28 protein-coding genes are annotated in these 24,699 nt (G+C 37.5%); all 28 read left to right on the top strand.

Translation table 11 applies throughout. The features are described from left to right. Window positions 1–177: 177 nt before the first annotated feature. Complete coding sequence (locus FFM55_RS06230; protein ID WP_137600707.1) at window positions 178–1,116, top strand: sugar-binding transcriptional regulator; 939 nt, start codon at window positions 178–180, stop codon at window positions 1,114–1,116. Between the two features lie 257 nt (window positions 1,117–1,373). Beyond that, window positions 1,374–2,519, top strand: coding sequence for an NAD(P)-dependent malic enzyme (locus FFM55_RS06225; RefSeq protein ID WP_042492766.1), 1,146 nt, complete (start codon window positions 1,374–1,376; stop codon window positions 2,517–2,519). Between the two features lie 46 nt (window positions 2,520–2,565). Beyond that, window positions 2,566–3,552, top strand: a complete 987-nt coding sequence (locus FFM55_RS06220; protein ID WP_042492767.1) for an AEC family transporter — start codon at window positions 2,566–2,568, stop codon at window positions 3,550–3,552. A 26-nt stretch (window positions 3,553–3,578) separates the two neighbouring features. Continuing rightward, window positions 3,579–4,631 carry a [citrate (pro-3S)-lyase] ligase gene (gene citC / locus FFM55_RS06215; protein WP_042492769.1) on the top strand — a complete coding sequence of 351 codons (1,053 nt, stop codon included), beginning with the start codon at window positions 3,579–3,581 and terminating at the stop codon, window positions 4,629–4,631. Then, on the top strand, window positions 4,621–4,914 hold the full coding sequence (gene citD / locus FFM55_RS06210; protein WP_042492770.1) for a citrate lyase acyl carrier protein: 294 nt from the start codon (window positions 4,621–4,623) through the stop codon (window positions 4,912–4,914). Before citC ends, citD begins: the two co-directional genes overlap by 11 nt. Next, the gene (citE, locus tag FFM55_RS06205; protein ID WP_137600706.1) at window positions 4,914–5,828 is read left to right on the top strand and encodes a citrate (pro-3S)-lyase subunit beta; all 915 of its coding nucleotides are present in this window, start codon (window positions 4,914–4,916) and stop codon (window positions 5,826–5,828) included. The genes citD and citE overlap by 1 nt, the downstream gene beginning before the upstream one ends. Continuing rightward, window positions 5,818–7,356 (top strand): citrate lyase subunit alpha, encoded by a 1,539-nt coding sequence (gene citF / locus FFM55_RS06200; RefSeq protein WP_042492772.1) that lies wholly within the window; start codon window positions 5,818–5,820, stop codon window positions 7,354–7,356. The genes citE and citF overlap by 11 nt, the downstream gene beginning before the upstream one ends. Before the next feature lie 89 nt (window positions 7,357–7,445). After that, window positions 7,446–8,000 carry a citrate lyase holo-[acyl-carrier protein] synthase gene (gene citX, locus FFM55_RS06195; protein ID WP_042492774.1) on the top strand — a complete coding sequence of 185 codons (555 nt, stop codon included), beginning with the start codon at window positions 7,446–7,448 and terminating at the stop codon, window positions 7,998–8,000. Further along, window positions 7,993–8,838: a triphosphoribosyl-dephospho-CoA synthase CitG gene (gene citG, locus FFM55_RS06190; protein ID WP_042492775.1), complete on the top strand. Its 846-nt coding sequence runs from the start codon at window positions 7,993–7,995 to the stop codon at window positions 8,836–8,838. The genes citX and citG overlap by 8 nt, the downstream gene beginning before the upstream one ends. Beyond that, complete coding sequence (locus FFM55_RS06185; RefSeq protein WP_042492776.1) at window positions 8,838–9,626, top strand: alpha/beta fold hydrolase; 789 nt, start codon at window positions 8,838–8,840, stop codon at window positions 9,624–9,626. Before citG ends, FFM55_RS06185 begins: the two co-directional genes overlap by 1 nt. Before the next feature lie 147 nt (window positions 9,627–9,773). Then, on the top strand, window positions 9,774–10,013 hold the full coding sequence (locus FFM55_RS06180) for a CsbD family protein (RefSeq protein WP_042492778.1): 240 nt from the start codon (window positions 9,774–9,776) through the stop codon (window positions 10,011–10,013). Between the two features lie 230 nt (window positions 10,014–10,243). Continuing rightward, complete coding sequence (gene fabZ, locus FFM55_RS06175) at window positions 10,244–10,705, top strand: 3-hydroxyacyl-ACP dehydratase FabZ (RefSeq protein WP_042492779.1); 462 nt, start codon at window positions 10,244–10,246, stop codon at window positions 10,703–10,705. A 2-nt stretch (window positions 10,706–10,707) separates the two neighbouring features. Next, window positions 10,708–11,166 (top strand): MarR family winged helix-turn-helix transcriptional regulator, encoded by a 459-nt coding sequence (locus FFM55_RS06170; protein WP_042492780.1) that lies wholly within the window; start codon window positions 10,708–10,710, stop codon window positions 11,164–11,166. An 11-nt stretch (window positions 11,167–11,177) separates the two neighbouring features. After that, a complete protein-coding gene (locus tag FFM55_RS06165; protein ID WP_042492781.1) occupies window positions 11,178–12,149 on the top strand; it encodes a beta-ketoacyl-ACP synthase III in 972 nt (323 codons plus the stop codon). Window positions 12,150–12,192: 43 nt separating this feature from the next. Further along, complete coding sequence (locus FFM55_RS06160) at window positions 12,193–12,432, top strand: acyl carrier protein (RefSeq protein WP_042492782.1); 240 nt, start codon at window positions 12,193–12,195, stop codon at window positions 12,430–12,432. A gap of 30 nt (window positions 12,433–12,462) precedes the next feature. After that, complete coding sequence (locus tag FFM55_RS06155) at window positions 12,463–13,410, top strand: DUF561 domain-containing protein (RefSeq protein WP_042492783.1); 948 nt, start codon at window positions 12,463–12,465, stop codon at window positions 13,408–13,410. Window positions 13,411–13,426: 16 nt separating this feature from the next. Then, entirely contained in the window at window positions 13,427–14,359 is a 933-nt protein-coding gene (locus tag FFM55_RS06150) for an ACP S-malonyltransferase (RefSeq protein WP_042492784.1), read from the top strand. An 11-nt stretch (window positions 14,360–14,370) separates the two neighbouring features. Next, window positions 14,371–15,093, top strand: a complete 723-nt coding sequence (locus tag FFM55_RS06145; protein ID WP_042492785.1) for a 3-oxoacyl-ACP reductase family protein — start codon at window positions 14,371–14,373, stop codon at window positions 15,091–15,093. Between the two features lie 90 nt (window positions 15,094–15,183). Continuing rightward, window positions 15,184–16,419, top strand: coding sequence for a beta-ketoacyl-ACP synthase II (fabF, locus tag FFM55_RS06140; RefSeq protein WP_042492786.1), 1,236 nt, complete (start codon window positions 15,184–15,186; stop codon window positions 16,417–16,419). Next, complete coding sequence (locus tag FFM55_RS06135; protein ID WP_042492787.1) at window positions 16,419–16,883, top strand: acetyl-CoA carboxylase biotin carboxyl carrier protein; 465 nt, start codon at window positions 16,419–16,421, stop codon at window positions 16,881–16,883. The genes fabF and FFM55_RS06135 overlap by 1 nt, the downstream gene beginning before the upstream one ends. A 12-nt stretch (window positions 16,884–16,895) precedes the next feature. Continuing rightward, the gene (fabZ, locus tag FFM55_RS06130; RefSeq protein WP_042492788.1) at window positions 16,896–17,327 is read left to right on the top strand and encodes a 3-hydroxyacyl-ACP dehydratase FabZ; all 432 of its coding nucleotides are present in this window, start codon (window positions 16,896–16,898) and stop codon (window positions 17,325–17,327) included. Between the two features lies 1 nt (window position 17,328). Further along, window positions 17,329–18,705, top strand: a complete 1,377-nt coding sequence (locus FFM55_RS06125; protein ID WP_137600705.1) for an acetyl-CoA carboxylase biotin carboxylase subunit — start codon at window positions 17,329–17,331, stop codon at window positions 18,703–18,705. Between the two features lie 10 nt (window positions 18,706–18,715). Continuing rightward, a complete protein-coding gene (gene accD, locus FFM55_RS10060; RefSeq protein ID WP_042492790.1) occupies window positions 18,716–19,561 on the top strand; it encodes an acetyl-CoA carboxylase, carboxyltransferase subunit beta in 846 nt (281 codons plus the stop codon). Between the two features lie 2 nt (window positions 19,562–19,563). After that, the gene (accA, locus tag FFM55_RS10055; protein ID WP_042492791.1) at window positions 19,564–20,349 is read left to right on the top strand and encodes an acetyl-CoA carboxylase carboxyltransferase subunit alpha; all 786 of its coding nucleotides are present in this window, start codon (window positions 19,564–19,566) and stop codon (window positions 20,347–20,349) included. A gap of 184 nt (window positions 20,350–20,533) precedes the next feature. Beyond that, window positions 20,534–21,217 carry a ribose-5-phosphate isomerase RpiA gene (gene rpiA, locus FFM55_RS06110; RefSeq protein WP_042492793.1) on the top strand — a complete coding sequence of 228 codons (684 nt, stop codon included), beginning with the start codon at window positions 20,534–20,536 and terminating at the stop codon, window positions 21,215–21,217. A 101-nt stretch (window positions 21,218–21,318) separates the two neighbouring features. After that, window positions 21,319–23,043: a phospho-sugar mutase gene (locus tag FFM55_RS06105; protein WP_042492794.1), complete on the top strand. Its 1,725-nt coding sequence runs from the start codon at window positions 21,319–21,321 to the stop codon at window positions 23,041–23,043. 142 nt (window positions 23,044–23,185) lie between these two features. Continuing rightward, window positions 23,186–23,755 carry a LemA family protein gene (locus FFM55_RS06100; protein WP_042492795.1) on the top strand — a complete coding sequence of 190 codons (570 nt, stop codon included), beginning with the start codon at window positions 23,186–23,188 and terminating at the stop codon, window positions 23,753–23,755. Window positions 23,756–23,769: 14 nt separating this feature from the next. Next, window positions 23,770–24,657: a zinc metalloprotease HtpX gene (gene htpX, locus FFM55_RS06095; protein WP_042492797.1), complete on the top strand. Its 888-nt coding sequence runs from the start codon at window positions 23,770–23,772 to the stop codon at window positions 24,655–24,657. Window positions 24,658–24,699 lie beyond the last annotated feature (42 nt).

Genomic DNA, 24,699 nt, shown 5'->3' with positions numbered 1-24,699 from the left:
ACGTCTATTAACCATCAATCTGCCAAATTAAAATGGTTAGATTGGTGGTTTTATTCGTGCGTCATTATTAAATTTTGTAAGCGATTATAGTTTTTGATTTTAAAATATTTCAAAGATGTTGATTATTTTGAAATATGCTATAGTAGAATTAAATAATGAGGGGTAATAGGAGAACAGATGAATAGGAAGGATTTTATAGCAAATATTTCCCAAGATTTTTATATTTCCCAATTAAGTTTGGCTGAAATATCAGAAAAGTATAGTATTAGTCGTTATTTGGTAAACAAATATTTAAAGGATGCGCGTGATAGTGGCATCGTTAAAATAGAAATTAACATGCCGACAACACGTAATGTAGAGTTGGAACAAGAAATAAAAAAAGCGTTTAATATTCAAAATGTTTATGTGATTCGTTTTGCAGAAAACCCGAATGATACAATTCAAAACACGATTAATTTTGCAGCTGATCATATTCAATCATTAATTCACAACAATGATATTGTTGGGACAGCTTGGGGTGGGACGATTTATGAGGTTATTTCAAAATTCCAAAGTAAAGTTTTAGAAAATGTGACGTTCACACAATTTATGGGTGAAAATATGAAATATAATTCATCTGTCGGAACGACACGCATGGTAGAACGTGCGGCATATAAGTTTTCAGCTAATTATTTAACAATGGTGGGACCATTGTATATTGTTAATGATGATGTGCGGCAGGGATTGGCAAATGAAATTTCTATACGGAAGACGTTTGCTGCTGCTAAGCGGATGAATCTTATCTTTACAGGGTTAGGCACGTTGTCTTCAGTTAATTCAATTCCGGCATGGCATCAAGGTATTAATGACATTTTTCCTAATGTGAATACTGATGAGATTGTTGGTATGGTGTACGGTCGTCCTTACGACATTGATGGATGTTTTTTAAATTTGGGTGCTGATAAAACATTCGGTATTGACTTAGCTAATATTTTAGCAACGCCACGGCGAGTTGCGGTCGTTAAGAGCAAGTTTAAAACAAATGCTGCTTTAGGAGCATTGCGTGGGGGGCTCATCACTGATTTAATTACAACAGAATCCGTTGCAAATCGTATTTTAACGGATCAAAATAATTAATATTAGATAGATAATAAAAAAATAAATAGGCGGCTGATTTTATTCACAATGAAAATCAGCCGCCTATTTATTTTTTTATTGTGAATACGGCGCAAATACATTTATCATTTTTAAAATATTTTCTTTATTTTTTAAAAATATAAAATTATGTATTTATTTTTTTAAAACCAAGCGTTACAATTATAAATGTTAACAAAAGAACATGCGCACGTTCAAAAATTCAAGTTTTATAAATTGATGTATTAGAGGTGTAAATCGTGGTTGATATGAATAAAGTGCTTAAATTGCACGAAAAACATACCGGTGTTTTGGGGATTGATTCGGCCTTTGATGTTACTAATCGAACTGAACTTGGTGAAGCTTATACACCAGGGGTAGCAGACTTAGCAAAACTAATTGAAAAAGATGAAACTCAAAAAAACAAGTATACAATGAGTGGAAAGTTAGTTGCCATTATAACCGATGGATCAGCTGTCTTAGGACTGGGAAATGTCGGGCCATCGGCAGGATTACCAATTATTGAAGGCAAAGCTTTACTATATAAAGATTTTGCAGATGTAGATGCTGTCCCGCTTGCTTTAGATCAGGTACCTGTTGACGAATTTGTGAAATCAATAAAGAATATGGCAAAATCATTTGCTGGTATCCATCTAGAGGATATTGCTGCACCGCGTGTATTTGAAATAGAAGAAAAATTAGCTAATGAATTAGATATTCCGGTCTACCATGATGATCAAACGGGGACTGCGATTGTTGTTTTAGCAGGGTTAATTAACGCTGCTAAATACGTAGATAAGCCATTAAAGAATTTGAAAGTTGTGATTAATGGTGTTGGTGCATCAGGTGTTGCAACTGCCAAAATTTTATTAGCTGCAGGCATTAAACATATTACCTTAGTTGATATCAATGGTGTTATTCGTGAAGATGATATGCGCTACAACAATTACCAACGTGATTTAGCTAAACAGGTTATCCAAGCTAATGGTCAGACGCTTAATGAAGTTATTACAGACCAAGATGTGTTTGTTGGCTTATCTGATGCTAATGTCTTAGACGCTGACCAAGTTAAGCGCATGGCTACAAATCCCATTGTTTTTGCTTTAGCGAACCCTGTGCCAGAAATTGATCCTGAGGATGCTAAAAAAGCAGGTGCTGCTATTGTTGCGACGGGTTCATCACAATGGCCAAATCAAGTTAATAATATTTTAGCTTTTCCAGGTTTGTTTAAAGGATTACTTGCCAGTGGCTTAAAAAAGGTGGATATGCCTTTGCAAGTTAAAGTTGCAGAAGGATTAGCTGGCTTAATTACAAAACCAGGTGAGCAAAGTATTGTACCAGGTGTATTCGATGAAGGTGTTGTACAGGCGGTATCCCAAGCTGTTATGGAATATGCAAATAATTAAATAAAATTATATTTAAATAGGAAGTTAAAATAGAAAGTGTGACGATATGGACGTGTTTTGGAATGCGATCCAATCGGTTCTAGCAATTATTTTGCTAATGGCCGTTGGATATTTTGCTCAGAGTAAAGGCTATTTTTCAGAGGGCTTTTCAAATTCATTATCAAAATTGATTATGAAAATTGCATTGCCAGTTTCGATTTTTAACTCCATGCTGGAACGTTTTAACTCTTCCCAACTATCGAAGTTAGCAGCCGGGCTAATTTATGTTATCTTAGCGATTTTGATTGGGTATTTGATAACATCATATGTTGTGAAGATATTGAAGGTACCACGTGGCCGTCGAGGCTTGATGATACAAGCAATTAATGGTGCTAATACAGTATTTATTGGTATGCCACTAAATACTGCATTATTTGGACAAACTTCAATTCCATATTTACTGGTTTATTATATTATCAATACAATCATTGTTTGGACACTTGGTGTTTGGGTAATTGCACAAGATGATCCAACAACTGGTGAAAATGGACAGAAAGTAAAATTTGATTTATCACATTTGTTACCTGTACCACTATATGGATTTATTGCATCTTTACCATTTGTTTATATAGCACCATTAAAGCATGCATATGAATCATTAACCTTTTTGAGTCAAACTTTTGTACCAGAATTGGGTAGTTTAGTGACCCCATTATCTTTAATTTATATTGGTATTATGTTGAGTAACTTTGGTTTGAAGAATATGAAGTTTGATAGTCATGTTCTTTTAACTTTAGGTGGTCGCTTTATTTTGTCACCTATCATTATGGTTGTTTTAATTTTGTTAGGTGTCCACTTGTTTGGTGTTCAATTAAATCCTGTTTTCCAACAAACATTGATTATTCAATCAGCTACCCCAACTTTGGCAGTGCTACCAATTATGGCAAATGAATATCATGGGGATGTCAAGTTTGCAACTAATGTCGTTGTATCAACTTCCGTATTATTCATTATTGTGGTACCAATTATTATGATGTTACAAACATTCTTATAAAATGAATGGTTGAGGAGGTGTAGTCAATGCAGGTTCAAGATCTATATTTAACAAATCCACTTATTAAGAAAAAATGGCAGGCATTTTTAACCGATTGTGGCATAACAGATTTCAGTGAAAATGAAGTTGCAAAAATTGATGAAACGATTGGCATATATGATGGCGAAACATTAGTCGCTACTGGATCAATTGCTGGGCAAGTTATTAAATATGTTGCAGTATGCCAAAAAGGTGTCACAAATGGTTCGAGATTCAATACTATTTTGACTGAATTAATCAATCGATTGATGCAACGTGGCATTTATCATATTTTTGTTTTTACAAAGCCGAAATATGTGACAAGTTTTGAACATGTTGGATTTGAAAAATTAGCCGGTACAACGAAAGGGGTATTGTTAGAGAGCGGACGACCCAATATTAATGACTACTTATCCGATATACCGCATGTTGTAAGTTCTTACGATAAGAAAATTGCAGCAATTGTTATGAATGCTAATCCATTTACTTTAGGGCATCGCTATTTGATTGAAAAGGCCGCTAAAGAGAATGATTCAGTGTATGTTTTTGTCGTTAGTCAAGATGCTTCTCTGTTTACCACAACAGAACGTGTCAAACTAGTTTCAGCTGGTGTTGCTGATCTATCAAATGTCACCATTGTTAATGGTGGCGATTATATGGTTAGTTATACCACATTCCCAGCTTACTTTATGCAATCGGCCGATGATGTGATTGCATATCAAACAACTTTAGATGCTCGTTTATTTAAAGAAAAGATTGCACCTGAATTAAATATTACACGTCGTTATCTTGGGAGTGAGCCATTATCGCATACAACCAATATTTATAATCAAACTTTACAACGTGAACTTACTGATAATATAGCGGTATCTGTTGTGCCACGAAAGGAAAGTAGCACTGGACAGGTGATTTCCGCAACAACTGTTAGACAAGCAATTGCAACTAATCAAGTAAAGTTGATTGCTAATATGTTACCGAAAACGACGATGGACTTTATCAAAGAAAATATGGCCGTATTACAGGATCGTATTAAGAAAGGACAAAAAATTCATGGAAATTAATAAGACGGCAATTGCCGGAACATTAGAGTCATCTGATGTGCAAATTATGATTTCAAAAGGAACTTCAGGTATTCAATTTGAAGTTGAATCAGATGTAGAAAAGCAATTTGGTGATCAAATTCGTCAAACTGTAACAGACGTACTACGTCAATATGATGTTAAGAATGCAGATGTTAAGATCGTTGACAAAGGGGCTCTTGATATGGTTATCAAGGCGCGTACGATTGCAGCTGTCCAACGAGCACTAGACATTGTTGATCAACCAAAGTGGGAGGTACTCTAATGGCACAACAAGCAGAACGTTTGCGTCGTACGATGATGTTCGTACCAGGTAATAATCCAGCAATGGTCAAAGATGCAGGTATATATGGCGCTGATTCAATCATGTTTGATTTGGAAGATGCCGTATCAATGAGTGAAAAAGATGCAGCCCGTTATTTAGTTTATGAGGCACTACAAACGGTTGATTATGGTGATGCTGAACTTGTTGTCCGTATTAATGGGCTTGACACGCCTTACTATGAAACTGATATTAAAATTATGGTTAAAGCTGGTGTTGATGTTATTCGATTACCAAAGGTTGAATCTGCTGATATGATGCTGCAACTTGAAGCTTTGATTGCTGATGCTGAAAAAGAGTTCGGCCATGAAGTGGGTTCAACTAATATTATGGCTGCTATTGAATCAGCTGAAGGTGTTTTAAATGCTTACGAAATTGCTAAATCTTCAAAGCGAATGATTGGTATTGCGTTATCAGCAGAGGATTATACAACTGATATGAAGACACACCGTTACGCTGATGGCCAAGAATTATTATTCGCTCGTAACATGATTCTTCATGCCGCTCGTGCAGCCGGCATTGCAGCCTTTGATACCGTCTTTACAAATATGGATGATGAAGAAGGCTTCTATCGTGAAACTAAATTAATTCACCAACTTGGTTTTGATGGTAAGTCATTAGTTAACCCTCGGCAAATTGAGATGGTTAATAAGGTCTATCAACCAACTAAGCAAGAAATTGAAAATGCACAGAACGTTGTTGCTGCAATTGCCCAAGCACATGCTAAGGGTTCTGGTGTTATTTCAATGAATGGTCAAATGGTTGATCGACCAGTTGTATTACGTGCAGAACGTGTGATGCGCCTGGCTAAAGCAGCACATCTTGTAGATGAGGAGGGAAATAACATTGAAGAATAGTGTAAACCGTGAGTTACCAGATACATTAATGAGTGACTTGAATTATAAGCCTTTTAAGACGACCAATTTTGGTAATCCTGAAATTCAACGTGTTGCACCAAAAGTGCACGCAACAGCTAATGAAAGTAAAGTTGTTAGTTCGCTTGCAGAAGTTGTAAAACAAACGGTTCAGGATGGCATGACTATTTCATTCCATCACCATTTTAGAGAAGGTGACTATGTTTTTAACAAAGTCATGCGAATTATTATTGATGCAGGTTATCAAAATTTAACATTAGCACCATCTTCACTAACTAATGTTATGAATGATATTGTGGTTGAAGCAATTGAGAAGGGTGTTGTAACTAATATTACTTCATCTGGTATGCGTGGATCACTTGGGGATGCTGTCTCACACGGGGCACTACAGAATCCGGTCATTTTCCGTTCACATGGTAATCGTGCGCGAGCTATTGAGTCTGGTGAAATCAAGATTGATGTGGCCTTTTTAGGGGTTCCAAATGCTGATGAAATGGGTAATGCTAATGGTATGGATGGTGAAACAGCTTTTGGTTCATTAGGATATGCATTGATGGATGCGCAATATGCCGATAAAGTTGTTTTAATCACTGATAATCTAAAGCAATATCCAAATACACCAGCTTCAATTAAGCAAACACAGGTTGACTATGTCGTTAAGATTGATGCCGTTGGTAATGCAGATAAGATTGGTTCGGGGGCAACTCGTTTTACAAAGGATCCTAAAGAACTAAAGATTGCTAAGACCGTTAACCAAGTTATTACACATTCTGATTACTTTAAGAATGGTTTTTCATTCCAAACAGGATCAGGTGGGGCAGCCCTAGCTGTTACGCGTTTCTTACGTCAATCAATGATTGATAATCAAATTAAGGCATCATTTGCTTTGGGTGGTATTACTAAGCCAACCATTGACTTACTTGAAGAAGGCCTTGTTGACCGTGTCATGGATGTACAGGACTTTGATAAAGGTGCAGCATCGTCAATGCACTTAAACAAGCAGCAACAAGAAATTGATGCTTCTTGGTATGCAGATCCTGCAAACAAAGGTGCTATGGTAGATAAACTTGACGTTGTGATTTTGTCAGCTTTAGAGATTGACACCAAGTTTAACGTTAATGTTATGTCAGGTTCAGATGGTGTTATTCGTGGTGCAATTGGTGGACACCAGGATGCAGCTAAAGCGAAGTTAACGATTATTTCGGCACCATTGGTCCGTGGTCGTATTGCAACCGTTGTACCAGACGTAACAACCGTGGTCACACCAGGTGACTCAATTGATGTATTAGTAACAGAGGTTGGCATTGCAATTAATCCAAAGCGTCAAGATTTGATTGATGCACTAAGTCATATTCCAGGTGTGCCGGTTTATACAATTGAACAAATGCAACAAATGGCTGAAAAGATTGTTGGTAAGCCTAAGGCATTAGAATTTACTGATCGAACTGTTGCCATGATTGAATATCGTGATGGTTCATTAATTGATGTTGTTAAAGAAGTTAAAGATTAATAATTATTATTTTACGAGGTAACTTTCTAATCAGGATAAGTTGTGATTATACAACTTATCCATACATATATTATTTGGAGGGCAGCGACATGATTGATATTTTTAATGAGGGAACGTCAGTGACGTTAGTAGATGTCTTAAATAACAAAGAATGGCGTGCTGACCAACAGATAAAATTAATGACTAAATATACTAATAAAGTCATTATGTCAGTCAAATTAAATATACCTGGTGAAGTGAAAAATAATCAGGCTATTTTTCGTTTATTCAAAGCAGGTTGGCAAAAATTAATAACAGATTATATAGGTGAAAAAGGTATCATTGACATGTTATATGTGGATCGTATAACTGGTCCAGAAGGTTTCATCATTGTAGATAATGACATTAACACAATTAAACGACAAGCCATTCAGTTTGAGCTTGACTTTGTGGTGGGGCGTTTGTTTGATGTTGATGTCATGAGCGGCAACAACAAGCACAAACAGCTTTCGCGAACGGCGTTAGGATTTAAATCACGGCAGTGTTTTATTTGTCATCAACCAGCTAAGGTATGTGCACGGTCACAAAAGCATGATATTGGGGCCATGAAAGCGGCAATTAATTCGTTAGCTAATCAATATTTTGAGGTTTATGAATATGTATAATCAACAAGTTGTGAATGCTGCCTTACAAGCATTATTGTATGAAGTTTCTGTTACGCCTAAACCAGGATTAGTAGACCCTGCCAGTGTTGGCGCCCATGATGATATGGATGTATTTACTTTCATTGATAGTGCTATTACATTGCGCCCATATTTTGAAGCTGTGTACCAGCAAGCAATTAATTTTGATAAGCGTGATTTGTCGGAGTTATTTGAGCAAATACGTCCTTTGGGAATAACGGCAGAGCAAGAGATGTTTGCAGCGACCAATAATGTGAATACACATAAAGGCGCTATATTTTCTTTGGGGATTTTAGTAGCTGCTACCGGTGTTTTAGAACGGCAAAAAATACCGTATGACACAACAAAATTAATGATGGTCGTGGAAAAAATGTTAACGCATCTATTAAAAAATGATTTTGCCGATTTATCAGCTAAAAAAAAGTTAACGGCGGGTGAAAAGCAATTTTTACAGTACGGTAAAGGTGGCATTAGAGAGGAAGCAGCTGCCGGTTACCCGACGGTTATTAAGGTTGCTTTGCCTTACCTACGGCGTAGTAATGGGACGCGCAATCAACGGTTATTAAATACATTAATGTTGATTGTTAAAAGTTCTCAAGACTCTAATTTAATTAAACGGGCAGGAAATGTAAATGTTTTACCATGGGTTAAAGAGAAAGTTGATTTTTTCTTTTCATTAGGGGGCAGCCAAACAGAAGGTGGTAGGCTATATTTAGAACAACTAGATAATTTATTTATTGAAAAAAATTTAAGTTTAGGTGGCTCAGCTGATCTACTGATTTTAACAATTTACTGTGCGCTGTTAGAGGGCATTTTATAATGAAATTTAGGACAAGTGACGGTATTTCTTTAGCGTATACGGATACTGGTGGTGAAGGCCAACCCATTATATTTTTAGCAGGTTATTCTGGTGTTAAAGAGGAATGGTATGCACAAAAAGTGTTTTTTGAGAAGGTTGGTTATCGTGTCATTACTTTAGATCATCGAAACCATGGTTCATCAAGTCAGACCATTAAAGGATTAAGAATTGCTCGATTAGGACAAGATCTCGCCAATTTAATTGACTATTTACATTTGGAAAATATTGTTTTAGTTGGTCATTCTATGGGAGCAAGTGTTATTTGGGCCTACTTATCTTTGTGGGGAAATCGGCTCGTTTCACATATTATTACAGTTGATCAGTCCCCTAAAGCATTAAATACAGATTATTGGCCATTTGGTGCTTTGGATTTGGACTGGCAAAATCTACCATTTAAGGTACAGGGAGTGACTGAAATACAAATGACCAAAAAGCCGGTGAATGCAATGATTAGACAACAAATTGAGAAGACTAATCAATTACATCCGTTTAACTTTGAGCGTAATTTACCATTGTTAGTTGATCATTTATCACAGAACTGGTGTGATGTTTTAATGAACATCGATAAACCACAGTTATTTTTAACAGGGGAGCAATCACCTATGTGGTCATCGGCGCATGGTGCACGTTGTGTATCCTTAACAAAGCAAAATGAGGGGATGACTTATGAGTTTAAAGGGGTTGGTCATATGCCACATATTGAATCACCTGGTGAATTGAATGATGTTGTATTTGATTTTATTAGATGATTTTTAGTTCAAGTATTTATTAAAAAAACTTTAAAAATATCAGTTTAATTAAAATTTTATATTAAATAATAAAATGATGCGTATTGTTTGCAATATTAATTAATATTAGTTATCATAAAGCTACTATTGATAGGGGGAAATTTAACTATGGCAATTGAAGATGACTTAAAAGGTAAAGTAGACGAAACTTCAGGTAAGGTTAAAGAAGTTGCTGGTGCTGCAACAGATAATGAAGAGCTTGAGACTAAGGGTAAGGCACAAGGCTTAGCTGGTAAGGCGCGCGGTGCCTTTGGTGACGCTAAGGATAAAGTTGAAGATGCTGCTGAAGACTTGAAGGACAAGACTGAAGATGCAATTGACAATTTGAAGTCTAAGTTTGATAAGTAATAGAAAATTTTAAAATAGCAGATTACCAAGCCCTTGGTAATCTGCTATTTTTTTATTCAACTGTCTAAATTCAGAACAAGTAAATAACTTACAAAATAGCTAATATTACGCATATTTATTGAATAAAAAACATAAGGGTGTCTAATAAGTTGACATTTTAGCTAAAAAGAAATAAGATTTGAATATCGAATATTTCGATGTTCGAAATAAATTTTGGAAGGAGAATAACTGTGGCAGTTCTATCTACGACAGAAATCATGGATTTAATTCCTAATCGCTATCCTATTTTATATATGGATTATGTGGATGAAATGACTCCTGGTGAGTCATTGGTTGCAACTAAGAATGTTACGATCAATGAACAGTTTTTCCAAGGACATTTTCCAGGGAATCCTGTAATGCCAGGTGTTTTGATTATTGAATCATTGGCACAAGCCGCTTCAATTTTAATTTTGTCATCTCCACAATTTGTTGGTAAAACAGCTTATATGACGGGAATTGACAATGCTAAATTTAAACATATGGTTCGACCAGGTGATGTTTTAAAGTTACATGTTGAGTTTGGTAACTTACGTGAAAATATGGGAACGGTAAAAGTAAAGGCAACGGTTGATGATCAGTTGGCTACAAGTGCTGAACTTATGTTTGTCGTTTCACCTGAAGAAAAAACAGCTAATAGCGCGGAGAAATAAGTATGAGTGCACATGAAGAGCGTTCTTTTGAAAAAATGAATGAGACATTAGTAGATGTATTTAATAATGTGATGTGGATTGAGGAAGCTTCTCTGCGTAAATCACGATTTAAAGATATTTCTATTAAAGATATGCACACGATTGCAGCGATTACTATGTATGACACACGCACAGCTTCTCAATTAGCACAAATGATGCATTTGACACCAAGTGCCATGACGAGCGTGATTGATAAACTTGAAAAAAAAGGTTATGTCGTTCGTAATCGTGATACAAAGGATCGTCGCGTGGTTCGAATTGGGTTGACGCATAAAGGTCGTACCGTATTTCGAGCTCATGAGGCGTTTCATCGTGGCATGACACATTCGTTGTTTGATTCATTAGAAAAAAGTAAGGCACCGGTAGTCGAAGAAGCTATCGAAGACTTACAAGAATATCTTCATGAGCTAATACAGTTTTAATTGAGGACGATATGGAACAATTTACAATTGTTGAGTCTGCCCACGTAGTACCGCAGCGAGTCGTAACAAATGATGAATTAGCAACGTTTATGGATACATCTGATGATTGGATTTATCCGCGGACAGGAATTCATCAACGACATGTTGTTAACGATGAAAATACAAGTGATTTAGCAACCAGTGTTGCAAATAAATTATTAGCAAAATCGGGTATAACGGCGGACCAACTTGATTTTATTATTGTCGGTACCATGTCACCAGATAATTTGACACCAAGTGTTGCGCAACAAGTACAGGGAAATATCAGAGCAAATAATGCTTTTGCTTGGGATTTATCTGCCGCATGTTCTGGTTTTGTTTATACAATCAGTATGGCGAGTGCTTTGTTAGCCACTAAGTATCACCGTGGTCTAGTGATTGGTGCTGAGGTGCTTAGTAAGTTAGTTGATTGGCAGGATCGATCAACAGCAGTGTTATTTGGTGATGGGGCGGCCGGTGTTTTGTTAGAAAAAACGTCAGCTCAAGTTGGGCTGTTGGCCGAATCGTTAAAGACATATGGTGAGCAATCAGAATTTTTAACAGCCGGTCATCAACGCAATAGTAATTATTTTACTGGTGAGTTATCACAAGCAGATCCTTACTTCCATATGAATGGACGTGAGGTCTATAACTTTGCGACACGCCAAGTACCAGTAGTTCTATCTGAGGCCTTAGACAAAGCCAATTTAACAGCTGATAGCATTGATGTGTATTTATTACATCAAGCAAATGCTCGCATTATTGCTAGTATTGCAAAACGATTTGGGCAACCAATCGAAAAGTTTCCGATTAATGTTGCGAACTATGGTAACACCAGTGCAGCAAGCATCGGTATTTTGTTAGATGAATTACGTATTGAAGGCGTCGTTCATGATGGACAAAAAATCGCTCTCGCTGGCTTCGGTGGTGGTTTAACTGCTGGTGCATTAATCATCCAACTATAATTTATAATAAAACGAATTAATAACAGAAAAAGAGGAAAATAACATGACTGAAACAGAAATTTTTAACAAAGTAAGCGAAATCTTGGTTGACCAATTTGATTTGGAAGAAGACGAAGTTAAACTAACAACTAACATGAGCGAAGATATTGATGCTGATTCATTAGACTTGTTTGAAGTTTTGAACCGTGTTGAAGATGAATTTGATATTAAGCTAGCTGTTGCAGAAGAAGTTCAAACTGTTCAAGACTTGGTTAACAAGGTAGCAGAACAAGTAAACGCATAAGCAACACTGTTAGTTAGAAGGGACGATATTATGAGCTTTGAGCTAAAAAACCCACTTTTTGAGAAGTTGGGCATGAAGTATCCAATTATTCAAGGTGGAATGGCTTGGGCTGGTACGGGTCACTTGGCTGGATCCGTTTCAGAAGCTGGTGGATTAGGCATTATCGGTACAGGATATTGGAAAGCTGATAAAGTTCGTGAAGAAATCCACCGTGCACGAGAAGTAACGGATAAGCCTTTCGGGGTTAATGTCATGCTATTATCACGACACATTCGTGAAGTATTTGATGTCATTATCGAAGAAGGTGTTAAGGTCGTTGCAACTGGTGCTGGTGATCCATCGCCATTTATTGAAGAGTTACACAGTCATGACATTTTTGTTATTCCAGTTATTCCATCAGTTGGTTTAGCCAAAATGATGGAGAAAAAAGGTGTTGATGCTGTTGTAGCAGAAGGTATGGAATCTGGTGGACATATTGGTAGTCTAACAACGATGACCTTAGTACCCCAAGTAGTTGATGCAGTAGATATTCCGGTTATTGCTGCTGGTGGTATTGGTGATGGTCGTGGTGTTGCTGCTGCCTTTATGCTAGGTGCTTCAGGTGTCCAAATGGGGACACGTTTTTTGGCATCTGAAGAATCAGAAGTTCACGATAACTTTAAAAACGCTGTTGTTAAGGCGAAGGATATTGATACGTTGATTACTGGTGAAATCATGGGTAATCGTGCACGTGTCTTGAAGACAAAGATGTCAAAAAACTTTGTTAAACAAGAACGTATTGAAATTCAAAAGCCTAAACCAGATGATGATGCGATTGAAGATCTAGAGAATGGATCATTACGTCGTGCCGTTGTTGATGGTGATAAGACAACAGGTGCCTTTATGGCTGGGCAAATATCAGGTTTAATTACTGAATTAAAACCAGTTGCTGATATCTTAGAAGACACTTGGTCACAAGCAGAAGACCTTTTGAATTAACTTTTTTGGAGGACATATGAAACTTGGAATTTTAATGAGCGGGCAAGGAGCTCAAAAGGTTGGCATGGGTGCTGATTTATACGAGCAAGTACCTGTTTATAAAGAAACCATTGATGAAGCCAGCAAGGTGTTGGGTTATGACATTATGTCTACCATTGTTAATGATGAGGAAAATGTTAAGCAAACACAGTATACACAGCCAGCTATCCTAGCAATGAGTACGGCAATTTATCGGTCACTAGCTGATGTTATGCCAACACCTCAGGCAACACTTGGCCTAAGTTTGGGTGAGTATAGTGCGTTAGTAGCAGCAAATGTTTTAGACTTTGACCAAGCAATGGCAATTATTAAAGATCGTGGTGCATATATGCAAACAGCTGGTGAAGAAAATCCAGGTAAAATGGTTGCCGTTATGACTGATGATCAAGACCTTGTGGTTGATACAATCAAAACTTTGCAAGCAGCTGGTAAAAAAGTCTACCCAGCTAACTACAACACTTTTAATCAATTAGTTATTGGTGGTGTTGCAGATGATGTCAATCAAGCGATGCAAGCTTTGACTGAAGCAGGTGTTGCGCGGATGGTTGAATTACCAGTCTCTGGACCGTTTCATACACCATTGATGGATCCAGCTGCTAAGCAGTTGACGGAACGCTTGGCAGATGAACAATTTGCACCAATGGCATTTGATGTTTATTCAAATACAACAGGTCAAAAGTTTACAGACGTTAAAGAAACTTTATTAGAACAAATTGTTTCACCAACTTATTTTGCACAAGCATTGCAAGCGATGGTGGATGACGGTATTGATACTTTGATTGAATTTGGACCAAGCGATACATTATATAAATTTGCTCGAAAAATTGTTGGTAAGGATGTTAAGCGTTACAAAGTAACTGACTTTAAAACGTATCAGGAAGTACGCGAAATGCTAGCAGCAACAGAATAGGAGACGCAGTAATGAATCTCGAAGGAAAAACAGTATTAGTAACGGGTTCTACTCGTGGTATTGGTTTGGCAATTGCGCATGCTTTTGATGCAGCTGGTGCAAATGTTATTTTGCATGGACGCTCAGCGCCAAAGGCTGAAGTTTTAGCTGAATTTAGCGATAATACAATGGCAATTACAGCAGATATTGCAGATGATGCCAGCGTTCAAAAAGCATTGGATGGGTTATTTGCTGAAATTAAAAACATTGATATTTTAGTTAATAATGCAGGAATTGTTAATGATAAATTAGCCATGGGAATGAAACCAGCCGATTTTGCACAAGTTGTTAATACGAATTTAAATGGTACGTTTAATGTAACGCAACCAGTATTCAAAAAGATGCTTCGTGCACGAACTGGTCAAATTATTAATATTGCGTCTGTTGTTGGCTTAATGGGAAATGTTGGTCAAGTTAATTACGCTGCTTCAAAGGCTGGTATTATTGGATTAACAAAAACATTGGCTAAGGAAGGTGCAATGCGTGGTATTCGTGTTAATGCGATTGCACCAGGGATGATTGTTTCTGACATGACTGATGCTTTATCTGATAAAGTGAAAAATCAAGTGTTGGAGGCAGTGCCATTGAAACGTTTTGGTGAAGCAACTGAAATTGCAAATACAGCTGTTTTCTTGGCTCAAAACGATTACATCACCGGCCAAACAATTACGGTTGATGGTGGTTTATATATTTAAAGCGACTTATACGTATGTTTTGCACTTATTTTATATTTTTACTTACTTTTTTCATACGTATGGCGATGCTAACAAATAAAGGAGAACAAGATGACTCGAGTTGTTATTACAGGTTTAGGGGCTGTTACCCCTGTTGGAAATAGTACTGAAGATTTTTGGAATGGTATTTTTAACAGTGAAGTTGGTATTGCACCAATTACAAAATTCGATGCAACTGAAACGGGGATTACTGTAGCTGGTGAAGTGAAAGATTTTGATCCATCTGCCCGTGTTGGTAAGCGTGAATCACGTAAAATGGATTTGTTTTCACAATATGCTGTTCATGCTGCTGGTGAGGCGCTTGAACAAGCTGGATTAGCAGATGGTGTTGATGATCCTGCCCGTTTCGGTGTGATTATGGGAACAGGAATTGGTGGTTTAACAACCATTGAACAACAAGTTATTAAGATGCATGACAAAGGACCAAAACGTGTTAGTCCAATGTTCGTACCTAATGCTATTCCAAATATGGTTTCAGGTAATGTTTCAATGCGTTACAATGCACAAGGAATTAATTATACCGTTTCAACTGCCTGCGCAAGTGCTACTAATGCGATTGGTGAAGCTTTTTGGCGAATTCAATCAGGTAAGATGGACGTGATGATTACTGGTGGTGCTGAAGCTTCTGTTAATGAAATGGGAATTTCAGGATTCGCTGCGCTAACAGCACTTTCAAACGAACCAGATCCATTAAAGGCGTCAACACCATTTGATGTTAACCGTCATGGTTTCGTTATGGGTGAAGGTTCAGGGGTTCTTATTTTAGAATCATTGGAGCATGCCCAAGCACGCGGTGCACAAATTATTGCTGAAGTAGTTGGTTATGGTTCAAATTCTGACGCTTATCATTTAACAAGTCCTACACCTGATGGATCTGGACCTGCCGGCTCAGTTAAATTGGCATTAGCAGATGCTGGTATTCAAGCAAGTGATATTGATTATGTTAATGCTCATGGAACTGCTACTGGTGCTAATGATGCTGCCGAATCAAAAGCAATGGAATTAGTTTTTGGTAAAAACGGCGTTTTGGTTTCATCAACTAAGGGAATGACTGGTCATTTACTAGGAGCAGCTGGTGCGATTGAAGCAATTGCTGCTATTGGTGCCATTGTTCGTGAACAGTTACCAGTTAACGTTGGCTTAACTGAACAAGACCCAGAAACGATGGGTGTGACACTTGTTAATGACGAAAACAAGTATGTTGCACCAAAGTATGTACTGTCAGCTAACTATGGCTTTGGTGGTCATAATGCAGTTGTTATTTTTAAGAAGTGGAGCGAAAAGTAATGGGTTTGCAATTAGATGAAATTCGTACTTTGATGCAAGATTTAGAGAATAGTTCATTACGTGAATTTTCACTACAAGCTGAAGATTTTAATTTGCATTTAAGTAAGAATGAAATGTCACAACCAGTTGTGGGAACCATGCAACCAACTGTTGCACCACAACCAGCAGTTGTGGCAGAATCAAAATCAACTGAAGGAACAGCCGATTTAGGGACTGATAACAGTGTTTTGATTGAAGCCGCATTGGTTGGAACGGTTTACTTAAAGCCTAAGCCAGATGCTGCTGCGTTTAAGGAAGTTGGGGATCACGTTAATATCGGTGAACAAGTTGCAATTATTGAGGCAATGAAGTTAATGACGCCGGTTAAAAGTGAAGTGGCAGGAACAATTAAGGAAATCTTGGTTGAAGAAGAAGATGTCGTGGATTATGGACATGCTTTGTTCCGTATCCAGCCTGATGCATAAGGAGACCTTGAAATGTCAGTATTAAATACACAACAAATTCAAGAAATTTTACCTCATCGTTACCCAATGTTAATGTTGGATACTGTAGAGGAATTAGTTCCCGGTGAAAGTGCAGTCGCTATCAAAAATGTTTCTATTAATGAAGAAATTTTTCAAGGACATTTCCCTGGTGACCCAACATTCCCTGGTAATTTAACAATTGAGGCTTTAGCACAAACTGGTGCCGTGGCTTTACTTTCAATGCCTGAATATAAAGGGAAAACTGCCTATTTTGGTGGTATTAAGAAAGCACGTTTTCGTAAGATGGTTCGGCCTGGCGATCAAGTACGTTTGGAAGTGAAAATTACACGTTTGCGTGGCCCAATTGGCGAAGGTAAAGGAACGGCTTATGTCAATGGCAAACGTGTTACGACAGCCGACTTAACGTTTATAGTTGGAGATTAATATGTTCAAAAAAGTTTTAGTGGCAAATCGTGGTGAAATCGCGGTTCGTATTATTCGAACGCTGAAAGAAATGGGCATCAAGTCTGTTGCTATTTACTCTTCAGCTGATGCGGATAGCCTACATGTGCGACTAGCTGATGAAGCAATTGCTGTAGGTGGTCCTAGATCAAAAGACAGTTACTTAAATATGAAAAATATTTTAAGTGCAGCGCTTTTGACTGGTGCCGAAGCAATCCATCCGGGTTATGGTTTCTTATCAGAAAATGAAGCTTTTGCCGAGATGGTTGGAGCAGTCGGTATTAAATGGATTGGTCCAAGTCCGAAAGTTTTGGAGTTAATGGGTAACAAAGCGAACGCGCGTGAGTCTATGCGTGCGGCTGGTGTACCAGTTATCCCTGGTTCTGAAGGGTTTATTCATAATGCTGGTGAAGCTCAAAAAATTGCCGAACGCATTGGATATCCTTTGTTACTAAAAGCTGCTGCTGGTGGTGGCGGTAAAGGGATGCGCTTTGTTTATGCTGAAGATGAATTAGCTGATAAATTTGATGATGCGCAACATGAAGCCAAAGCAGCTTTTGGTGATGGCCACATGTATGTTGAAAAAGTCATGACAAATGTGCGTCATATTGAAATGCAAGTCATTCGTGATCAACAAGGACAAGTCTTGTATTTCCCAGAACGTAATTGTTCCTTGCAACGTAATAACCAAAAGGTAATGGAAGAAAGTCCAGCTGTTGGTGTTACCCAAGCTATGCGTGATGAATTAGGTGGCATTGCGACGCGTGCGGTTGATGCTTTGGATTATGAAAATACTGGAACCCTTGAATTTTTGGAAGATCACGATGGTAATTTCTACTTTATGGAAATGAATACACGTATCCAAGTTGAACACCCAGTTACAGAGATGGCAACAGATGTTGATTTAATTAAGATGCAAATTCAAGTGGCAGCTGGTGAACCATTGGCGATGCAACAAGCTGATATTAAGGTTAACGGTCATGCGATTGAAGTGCGTTTAAATGCTGAGCAACCTGAGCGTAACTTTGCGCCAAGTGCCGGTAAATTAAACTTTGTATTTTTGCCAACCGGGGGTCCAGGTATTCGCATTGATTCAGCTGTTTATTCAGGTGATATCGTGCAACCGTTCTATGATTCAATGATTGGAAAATTATTAGTTCATGGTGCAACTCGTGAGGAAGCCGTCGTTAAGATGAAGCGTGTTTTGAATGAAATGGTTATTGATGGCATTAACACCAATGCTGATTTCCAAGAAGCTTTGCTAAACGATGCAGGGGTTGCTGAAGGCCTATTTACAACGCAATATCTAGAACAAGAGTTTTTACCAGCATGGCAAAAGACATTAACAGCTGACAAGTAGGAGGCAAGAGATGGATTTATTTAATCAAGCGAATGTCAAACTACCTAAAATCAAAAAAGATGCGCATGTTGATGCACAAATACCTGATGGTTTGTTTTTAGCATGTCCTTATTGTGGTGAACAATTATATTCTAAGCAATTAGGAAAAGAACGTGTTTGTCCTAATTGTGGTTATGGGTTCCGTTTGCAAGCATATGAACGTGTTAACTTAATGACTGATGATTTTAAAGAATGGGATGCTGATTTAACATTGGCTGATCCTGATTTTCCAGGTTATGCTGATAAATTAGCACGTGCTAAGGCACAAACTGATTTGAAAGAGTCTGTTTTGACAGGAAAAGCAGTGTTAGACGATCAAACTGTTGCACTAGGCATTATGGATTCTTATTTTATGATGGGATCTTTAGGAACCGTTACTGGTGAAAAGATAACACGTTTGTTTGAAACGGCTACTAAGCAAAAATTGCCAGTTGTACTATTTGCAGCTTCAGGTGGTGCTCGTATGCAAGAGGGTATTAACTCATTAATGCAAATGGCAAAAGTTTCAGCCGCTGTTGCAGCGCATCAAGAAGCTAATTTACCATACTTTGTCGTTTTGACTGACCCAACTACTGGTGGTGTGACAGCATCTTTTGCAATGCAAGGAGATGTGACATTGGCAGAACCGCATGCGTTGGTTGGCTTTGCAGGTAAACGAGTTATTGAGCAAACAATTCATGAGAAGGTACCAAAAGATTTTCAACGTGCTGAAACAGTATTAGAAAATGGGTTTATTGATGCCGTTGTGCAACGTAAAGATTTAACACACGTTTTATCACAACTTGTTAAATTTCATAAACCACAGGGAGGTCGTTAGTCATGGTAAATTTATTTAGACGTGAGTTAACCCCTGTACAAATTGTCAAGCGTTCACGTGAAGATCGGTTTATGGCACGTGAAATTATTGATGGTATTTTTACCGATTTCTTTGAATTACATGGTGATCGCTATGCTGGTGATGATGAAAGTATCATTGGCGGGCTGGCTAACTTAAACGGACGACCAGTTACTGTTATTGCAATTGATAAAGGAACGGATATTAATGATAAGCTTGCTAAGCGTAATGGGTCACCAGAACCTTATGGCTATCGTAAAGCAACACGTTTGATGAAGCAGGCGGCTAAATTTGGTCGTCCAATCATTACGTTTGTTAATACGCCAGGGGCCTTTCCTGGTAAAACAGCTGAAGATCAAGGTCAAGGGGATGCAATTGCCCAAAGTATTCTTGAAAGCTTAAAGTTACCAGTGCCAATGATTGCAATTATTTATGGTGAAGGTGGTTCTGGTGGTGCACTAGCATTGGCAACAACTGATCAAGTTTGGATGTTCCAAAATGCAACGTATTCAATTCTTTCACCAGAAGGGTTTGCTTCAATTCTTTGGAAAGATGCTAAGCGTCATGATGAAGCGGCTGCAGTAATGGGATTGACACCTAATGATTTGTTAAGTAAACAGGTCATTGAATATATCATTCCAGAAAGTCGTTCACATGCTCGTGTGTTCTCGTTGATTCGGGCTAAATTAGATGAAGAAATCATTAAATTAGCAGAGATGCCGGCTGAAAAATTGCTTGCACAACGTCGGGCACGTTTTAGAAAATTTTAAATCAAATGATAGCTAATAGTGATATTAGCTATCATTTTTTTTTTGAAAAGTAAAATTTGGGGAATCATATTAAGGATGTTAATCTACCATTTAAAATGTGGAGATTGCTATTCTTATTTTGTATCTTTTTAAATCATTTAGCTTTAAAATAAGGGCATCAGGGGACAATTAGGAGAACGTAGACATGTTAAATAAACAGACGTTATATAAAAAACAAGCAGGGGAATATGCGGCTACCTTAATTGAAGATAATATGGTCGTTGGGTTAGGTACTGGTTCAACGGTTCGCTTTTTTATTGAAATGTTAGCTAAACGAATTAATACTGAAGGTTTAAATATTGTTGGTGTGACAACATCATCTAAGACCTCAGCATTGGCAAAATCTTTGGGAATTAAATTGTCGTCAGTAGATGAAGTGCCCTATATTGATGTAACAATTGATGGTGCTGATGAGGTTGATTTAAATTTTAATGGCATCAAGGGTGGTGGGGCAGCATTATTATTTGAAAAAATTGTTGCATTAAATGCACATAAAAACATTTGGATTATTGATGAGTCTAAATATCATAATGTAATTGGTCAATTTCCGCTACCAGTTGAAGTTGTCCCTTATGGTAGCCATCAGCTTTTAAAACGCTTTGCAGAGGCTGATTTGCATCCATCATTTAGGCGTACTGCAGCGGGGAGTCGATTAACAACGGATGTAGATAATTATATTATTGATTTATCTTTAGAACGAATTGATCATCCTAAAAGTTTAGCTTATTTTTTAGAACAAACAATTGGGGTTGTTGAGCATGGGTTATTTTTAAATATTGTGGATGAAGTGATTATTGGTGGCGAACAACTAAAAATAATCACAAAATGAGGGAAGCGTTTTTGTTCAATAAATAAATATAATCATCCTATGGTACAATTAAACATAGCTATGTTGGGGAATGTGAAACAAATAAAGGAGATACATTTAAAATGACTTGGCAAGAAAATTATCAAGTATGGGCAGAACACACAGATATGCCAGAATATTTGCAAACTGAGATGATGGCTTTAGCTAATGATGATACGCAAGCAGAGGATGCTTTTTATCAACCATTATCATTTGGAACTGCTGGTATGCGTGGCTTGTTAGGGGCTGGTATTAACCGTATGAATATTTATACGGTTCGTCAAGCAACTGAAGGTCTTGCTAAATTGATGGATTCTTTGAATGATGATGTGAAGCAACGTGGGGTTGCAATTTCATATGATTCACGTCATTTTTCACATGAATTTGCTATTGAATCAGCAAAAGTCTTGGGCGCTCATGGTATTAAGGCTTATGTTTTTGAATCATTACGACCAACACCTGAATTATCATTTACGGTCCGTCACGTTAATGCATACGCAGGTATCATGATTACGGCATCTCATAATCCAAAAGAATACAATGGTTACAAAATTTATGGTGAAGATGGTGGTCAAATGCCACCAAAAGAATCTGATATCATTACGGCATCTATTCGCCAAGCAGATATGTTTGCTGTACCTGTTAAGTCACAGGAAGAGTTGGCAGAAGCAGGCTTACTAGTGACAATTGGTAAAGACATTGATGATGCTTATTTGGCTGAAATTAAAAATGTGACAGTCAATCAAGACCTGATTGATGAAGTTGGTCATGATATGAAATTAGTCTATTCACCATTACATGGAACGGGTGCTTTAATTGCTGGTCAAGCATTAGCAAATGCGGGATTTAAAAATGTGACAATTGTTCCAGAACAAGCACAGCCAGATGGTGATTTCCCAACAGTTGCTTTGCCAAATCCTGAAGATCCGGCTGCTTTAGCTATGGGTATTGCCTTGGCTAAAGAACAAGGAGCTGATGTTGTCATTGGGGTTGACCCAGATGCTGATCGTATGGGAACTGCAGTGCGCTTGCCTTCAGGTGACTACCAATTATTAACAGGAAATCAAATTGGTGCGTTACTACTAAATTACTTACTAACAGCTAAGAAGTCAGCGGGAACATTACCAGCCAATGGGGTATTGGTAAAGTCAATTGTATCTTCAGAATTTGCGGCAGATATTGCTAAGAGCTTCAATATTGAAACAATCAATGTGTTAACTGGCTTTAAATATATTGCTGAACAAATTCAATCTTATGAAGACACGCAGGAACATACTTTCTTGTTTGGCTTTGAAGAGTCATATGGTTACTTGGTAAAGTCGTTTGCACGCGATAAGGATTCGGTTCAGGCAACTGTTTTATTGGCAGAAGTTGCTGCTTATTATAAATCACTAGGTAAGACATTGTATGATGGTTTACAAGATTTATTTAATGAGTATGGTTACTTTGTTGAGAACACACAATCGTTAACATTTAAGGGAATTGATGGTGCTGACAAGATTGCTGATTTAATGGCTAAATTCCGTTCGGAACAACCAGTCACATTGGGTGATATTACGGTTATTAAGGTCGCTGATTTTACACAACAAGTACAAACGGATACACAAACAGGTATCGAAACAACACTAACGCTACCTAAAGCTAATGTGTTGAAGTATTGGCTAGCTGATGGTTCATGGGTAGCCGTTCGTCCTTCTGGTACTGAGCCAAAAATTAAGCTATATATTGGGACTAAAGGTGATACGCAAACAATTGCTGACGAAAAATTAGCAGCTATTCAAGCATCTCTTGCAGAATACGTTAAGTAAATATAATAGCAGAAGTCGAGGCAGAAATGCCCGGCTTTTTTTGAATAAAAAATTTTAAAATTTCAAGTCTTTTTTATACATGGTACAATATATTTAAATAAAGTAGTGTTTTGAAACTAGTTTATCAAGATAGGAGAAAACGATGATTGGATGGATAATTTTCGGTATAGTAGTAGTTTTAATTCTGTTGTGGGTGGGAATCTACAATGGACTTGTGCAAGCACGTATGCGAACACAAGAATCATGGAGTCAAATTGATGTACAGTTGAAGCGCCGTAATGATTTAATTCCTAATTTGGTAGAAACGGTAAAAGGGTCAGCTAAATTTGAACAGAGTACTTTAGAAAAGGTTGTTAATTTACGTAATGCCATCACACAAGTACCAACTGATGATCACCAAAAGACGATGGCTTTGTCTGATCAAATGACCAGTACTTTAAAGTCAATTTTTGCAGTAGCAGAAGCATATCCTGATTTGAAGGCATCTAATCAGTATAATAAATTAATGGAAGAATTAAGTAACACTGAAAATAAGATTGCTTATTCTCGTCAATTATTTAATACAACTACAGCAAACTACAATACAAAGTTACAGTCTTTCCCAACAAATTTAATTGCTAAATTACACAACTTTAAGCCAAGTGAATTCTTAGAAACACCGGCTGAAGAACGTGAAGTTGTTAATGTGTCATTTGATGACAAAGGACTATAACGAGGTAATGAGCAATGTTATTTGAACAAATTGCAAAGAATAAGCGCAAAACGATTGTGCTATTTGTTGGTTTCTTTTTGTTCATGGGAATTGTTGGTGCTGCGTTAGGGTATTACTTGTTAAGTGCGTGGATTCCTGGCGTGGTGATTGCACTCATCACGGGAGTTGTTTATGCCGGATATATGTTTAGTCAGTCAACCGATGTTGTGATGAGCATGAATCATGCACACGAAATTACCAATTCAGATCAAGCGCCTGATTTATGGCACATTGTTGAAGATATGGCTTTAGTTGCCAATGTGCCAATGCCACGAGTATTTATTATTGATGATCCAAGTCCTAATGCGTTTGCGACAGGTAATGATCCAGAACATGCTGCAGTTGCAGCAACAACGGGTATTTTATCAGCATTAACTCGTGAAGAATTAGAAGGGGTTATGGCGCATGAAATGACACACGTGCGTAATTATGATATTCGATTGCAAACAATTGCTGTGGCGATGACATCAGCAATTGCCATGCTTGCCAATTTTGGAACGCATTTTTGGTATTTTGGTGGTAATCGTCGTAGTAATGATAAAGAGGGCAATATTGTGGCGATGGTTGCTTCGATTTTGGTGTTATTCTTAGCACCAATTGCAGCCACGATGGTGCAATTAGCGATTTCTAGAAATCGTGAATTTTTAGCAGATGCTGGTGCAGTCGAATTAACACGAAATCCACAAGGTTTAATTCAGGCATTAAATAAGATTTCTAATAGTGAACCTATGTCAGATGAAAATGTTTCACCTGAAAGTGCAGCGCTTTATATTTCAAATCCCTTGCAAACAAAAAAACTAACGAATTTATTTTCAACCCATCCACCAATGTCAGAACGGATTGCGGCATTAAAGAAAATGTAGTTTTAAAAACACTTGGCTATTAATTGGTAGTTAAGTGTTTTT

This window comes from Weissella sagaensis (assembly GCF_005405285.1).
Classification (GTDB): Bacteria; Bacillota; Bacilli; order Lactobacillales; family Lactobacillaceae; genus Weissella; species Weissella sagaensis.
Note: the sequence above shows the minus strand (reverse complement) of the source record. Positions and strands in the feature narration are given on the sequence as shown.

Bases quoted from the DNA above. Each gene is read 5' to 3' on its own strand.
- FFM55_RS06230 (WP_137600707.1), top strand. From the start codon at position 178: ATGAATAGGAAGGATTTTATAGCAAATATTTCCCAAGATTTTTATATT.
- FFM55_RS06220 (WP_042492767.1), top strand. From the start codon at position 2,566: ATGGACGTGTTTTGGAATGCGATCCAATCGGTTCTAGCAATTATTTTG.
- citC (WP_042492769.1), top strand. From the start codon at position 3,579: ATGCAGGTTCAAGATCTATATTTAACAAATCCACTTATTAAGAAAAAA.
- citD (WP_042492770.1), top strand. From the start codon at position 4,621: ATGGAAATTAATAAGACGGCAATTGCCGGAACATTAGAGTCATCTGAT.
- citE (WP_137600706.1), top strand. From the start codon at position 4,914: ATGGCACAACAAGCAGAACGTTTGCGTCGTACGATGATGTTCGTACCA.
- citX (WP_042492774.1), top strand. From the start codon at position 7,446: ATGATTGATATTTTTAATGAGGGAACGTCAGTGACGTTAGTAGATGTC.
- citG (WP_042492775.1), top strand. From the start codon at position 7,993: ATGTATAATCAACAAGTTGTGAATGCTGCCTTACAAGCATTATTGTAT.
- FFM55_RS06185 (WP_042492776.1), top strand. From the start codon at position 8,838: ATGAAATTTAGGACAAGTGACGGTATTTCTTTAGCGTATACGGATACT.
- FFM55_RS06180 (WP_042492778.1), top strand. From the start codon at position 9,774: ATGGCAATTGAAGATGACTTAAAAGGTAAAGTAGACGAAACTTCAGGT.
- FFM55_RS06170 (WP_042492780.1), top strand. From the start codon at position 10,708: ATGAGTGCACATGAAGAGCGTTCTTTTGAAAAAATGAATGAGACATTA.
- FFM55_RS06165 (WP_042492781.1), top strand. From the start codon at position 11,178: ATGGAACAATTTACAATTGTTGAGTCTGCCCACGTAGTACCGCAGCGA.
- FFM55_RS06160 (WP_042492782.1), top strand. From the start codon at position 12,193: ATGACTGAAACAGAAATTTTTAACAAAGTAAGCGAAATCTTGGTTGAC.
- FFM55_RS06155 (WP_042492783.1), top strand. From the start codon at position 12,463: ATGAGCTTTGAGCTAAAAAACCCACTTTTTGAGAAGTTGGGCATGAAG.
- FFM55_RS06150 (WP_042492784.1), top strand. From the start codon at position 13,427: ATGAAACTTGGAATTTTAATGAGCGGGCAAGGAGCTCAAAAGGTTGGC.
- FFM55_RS06145 (WP_042492785.1), top strand. From the start codon at position 14,371: ATGAATCTCGAAGGAAAAACAGTATTAGTAACGGGTTCTACTCGTGGT.
- fabF (WP_042492786.1), top strand. From the start codon at position 15,184: ATGACTCGAGTTGTTATTACAGGTTTAGGGGCTGTTACCCCTGTTGGA.
- FFM55_RS06135 (WP_042492787.1), top strand. From the start codon at position 16,419: ATGGGTTTGCAATTAGATGAAATTCGTACTTTGATGCAAGATTTAGAG.
- fabZ (WP_042492788.1), top strand. From the start codon at position 16,896: ATGTCAGTATTAAATACACAACAAATTCAAGAAATTTTACCTCATCGT.
- FFM55_RS06125 (WP_137600705.1), top strand. From the start codon at position 17,329: ATGTTCAAAAAAGTTTTAGTGGCAAATCGTGGTGAAATCGCGGTTCGT.
- accD (WP_042492790.1), top strand. From the start codon at position 18,716: ATGGATTTATTTAATCAAGCGAATGTCAAACTACCTAAAATCAAAAAA.
- accA (WP_042492791.1), top strand. From the start codon at position 19,564: ATGGTAAATTTATTTAGACGTGAGTTAACCCCTGTACAAATTGTCAAG.
- rpiA (WP_042492793.1), top strand. From the start codon at position 20,534: ATGTTAAATAAACAGACGTTATATAAAAAACAAGCAGGGGAATATGCG.
- FFM55_RS06105 (WP_042492794.1), top strand. From the start codon at position 21,319: ATGACTTGGCAAGAAAATTATCAAGTATGGGCAGAACACACAGATATG.
- FFM55_RS06100 (WP_042492795.1), top strand. From the start codon at position 23,186: ATGATTGGATGGATAATTTTCGGTATAGTAGTAGTTTTAATTCTGTTG.
- htpX (WP_042492797.1), top strand. From the start codon at position 23,770: ATGTTATTTGAACAAATTGCAAAGAATAAGCGCAAAACGATTGTGCTA.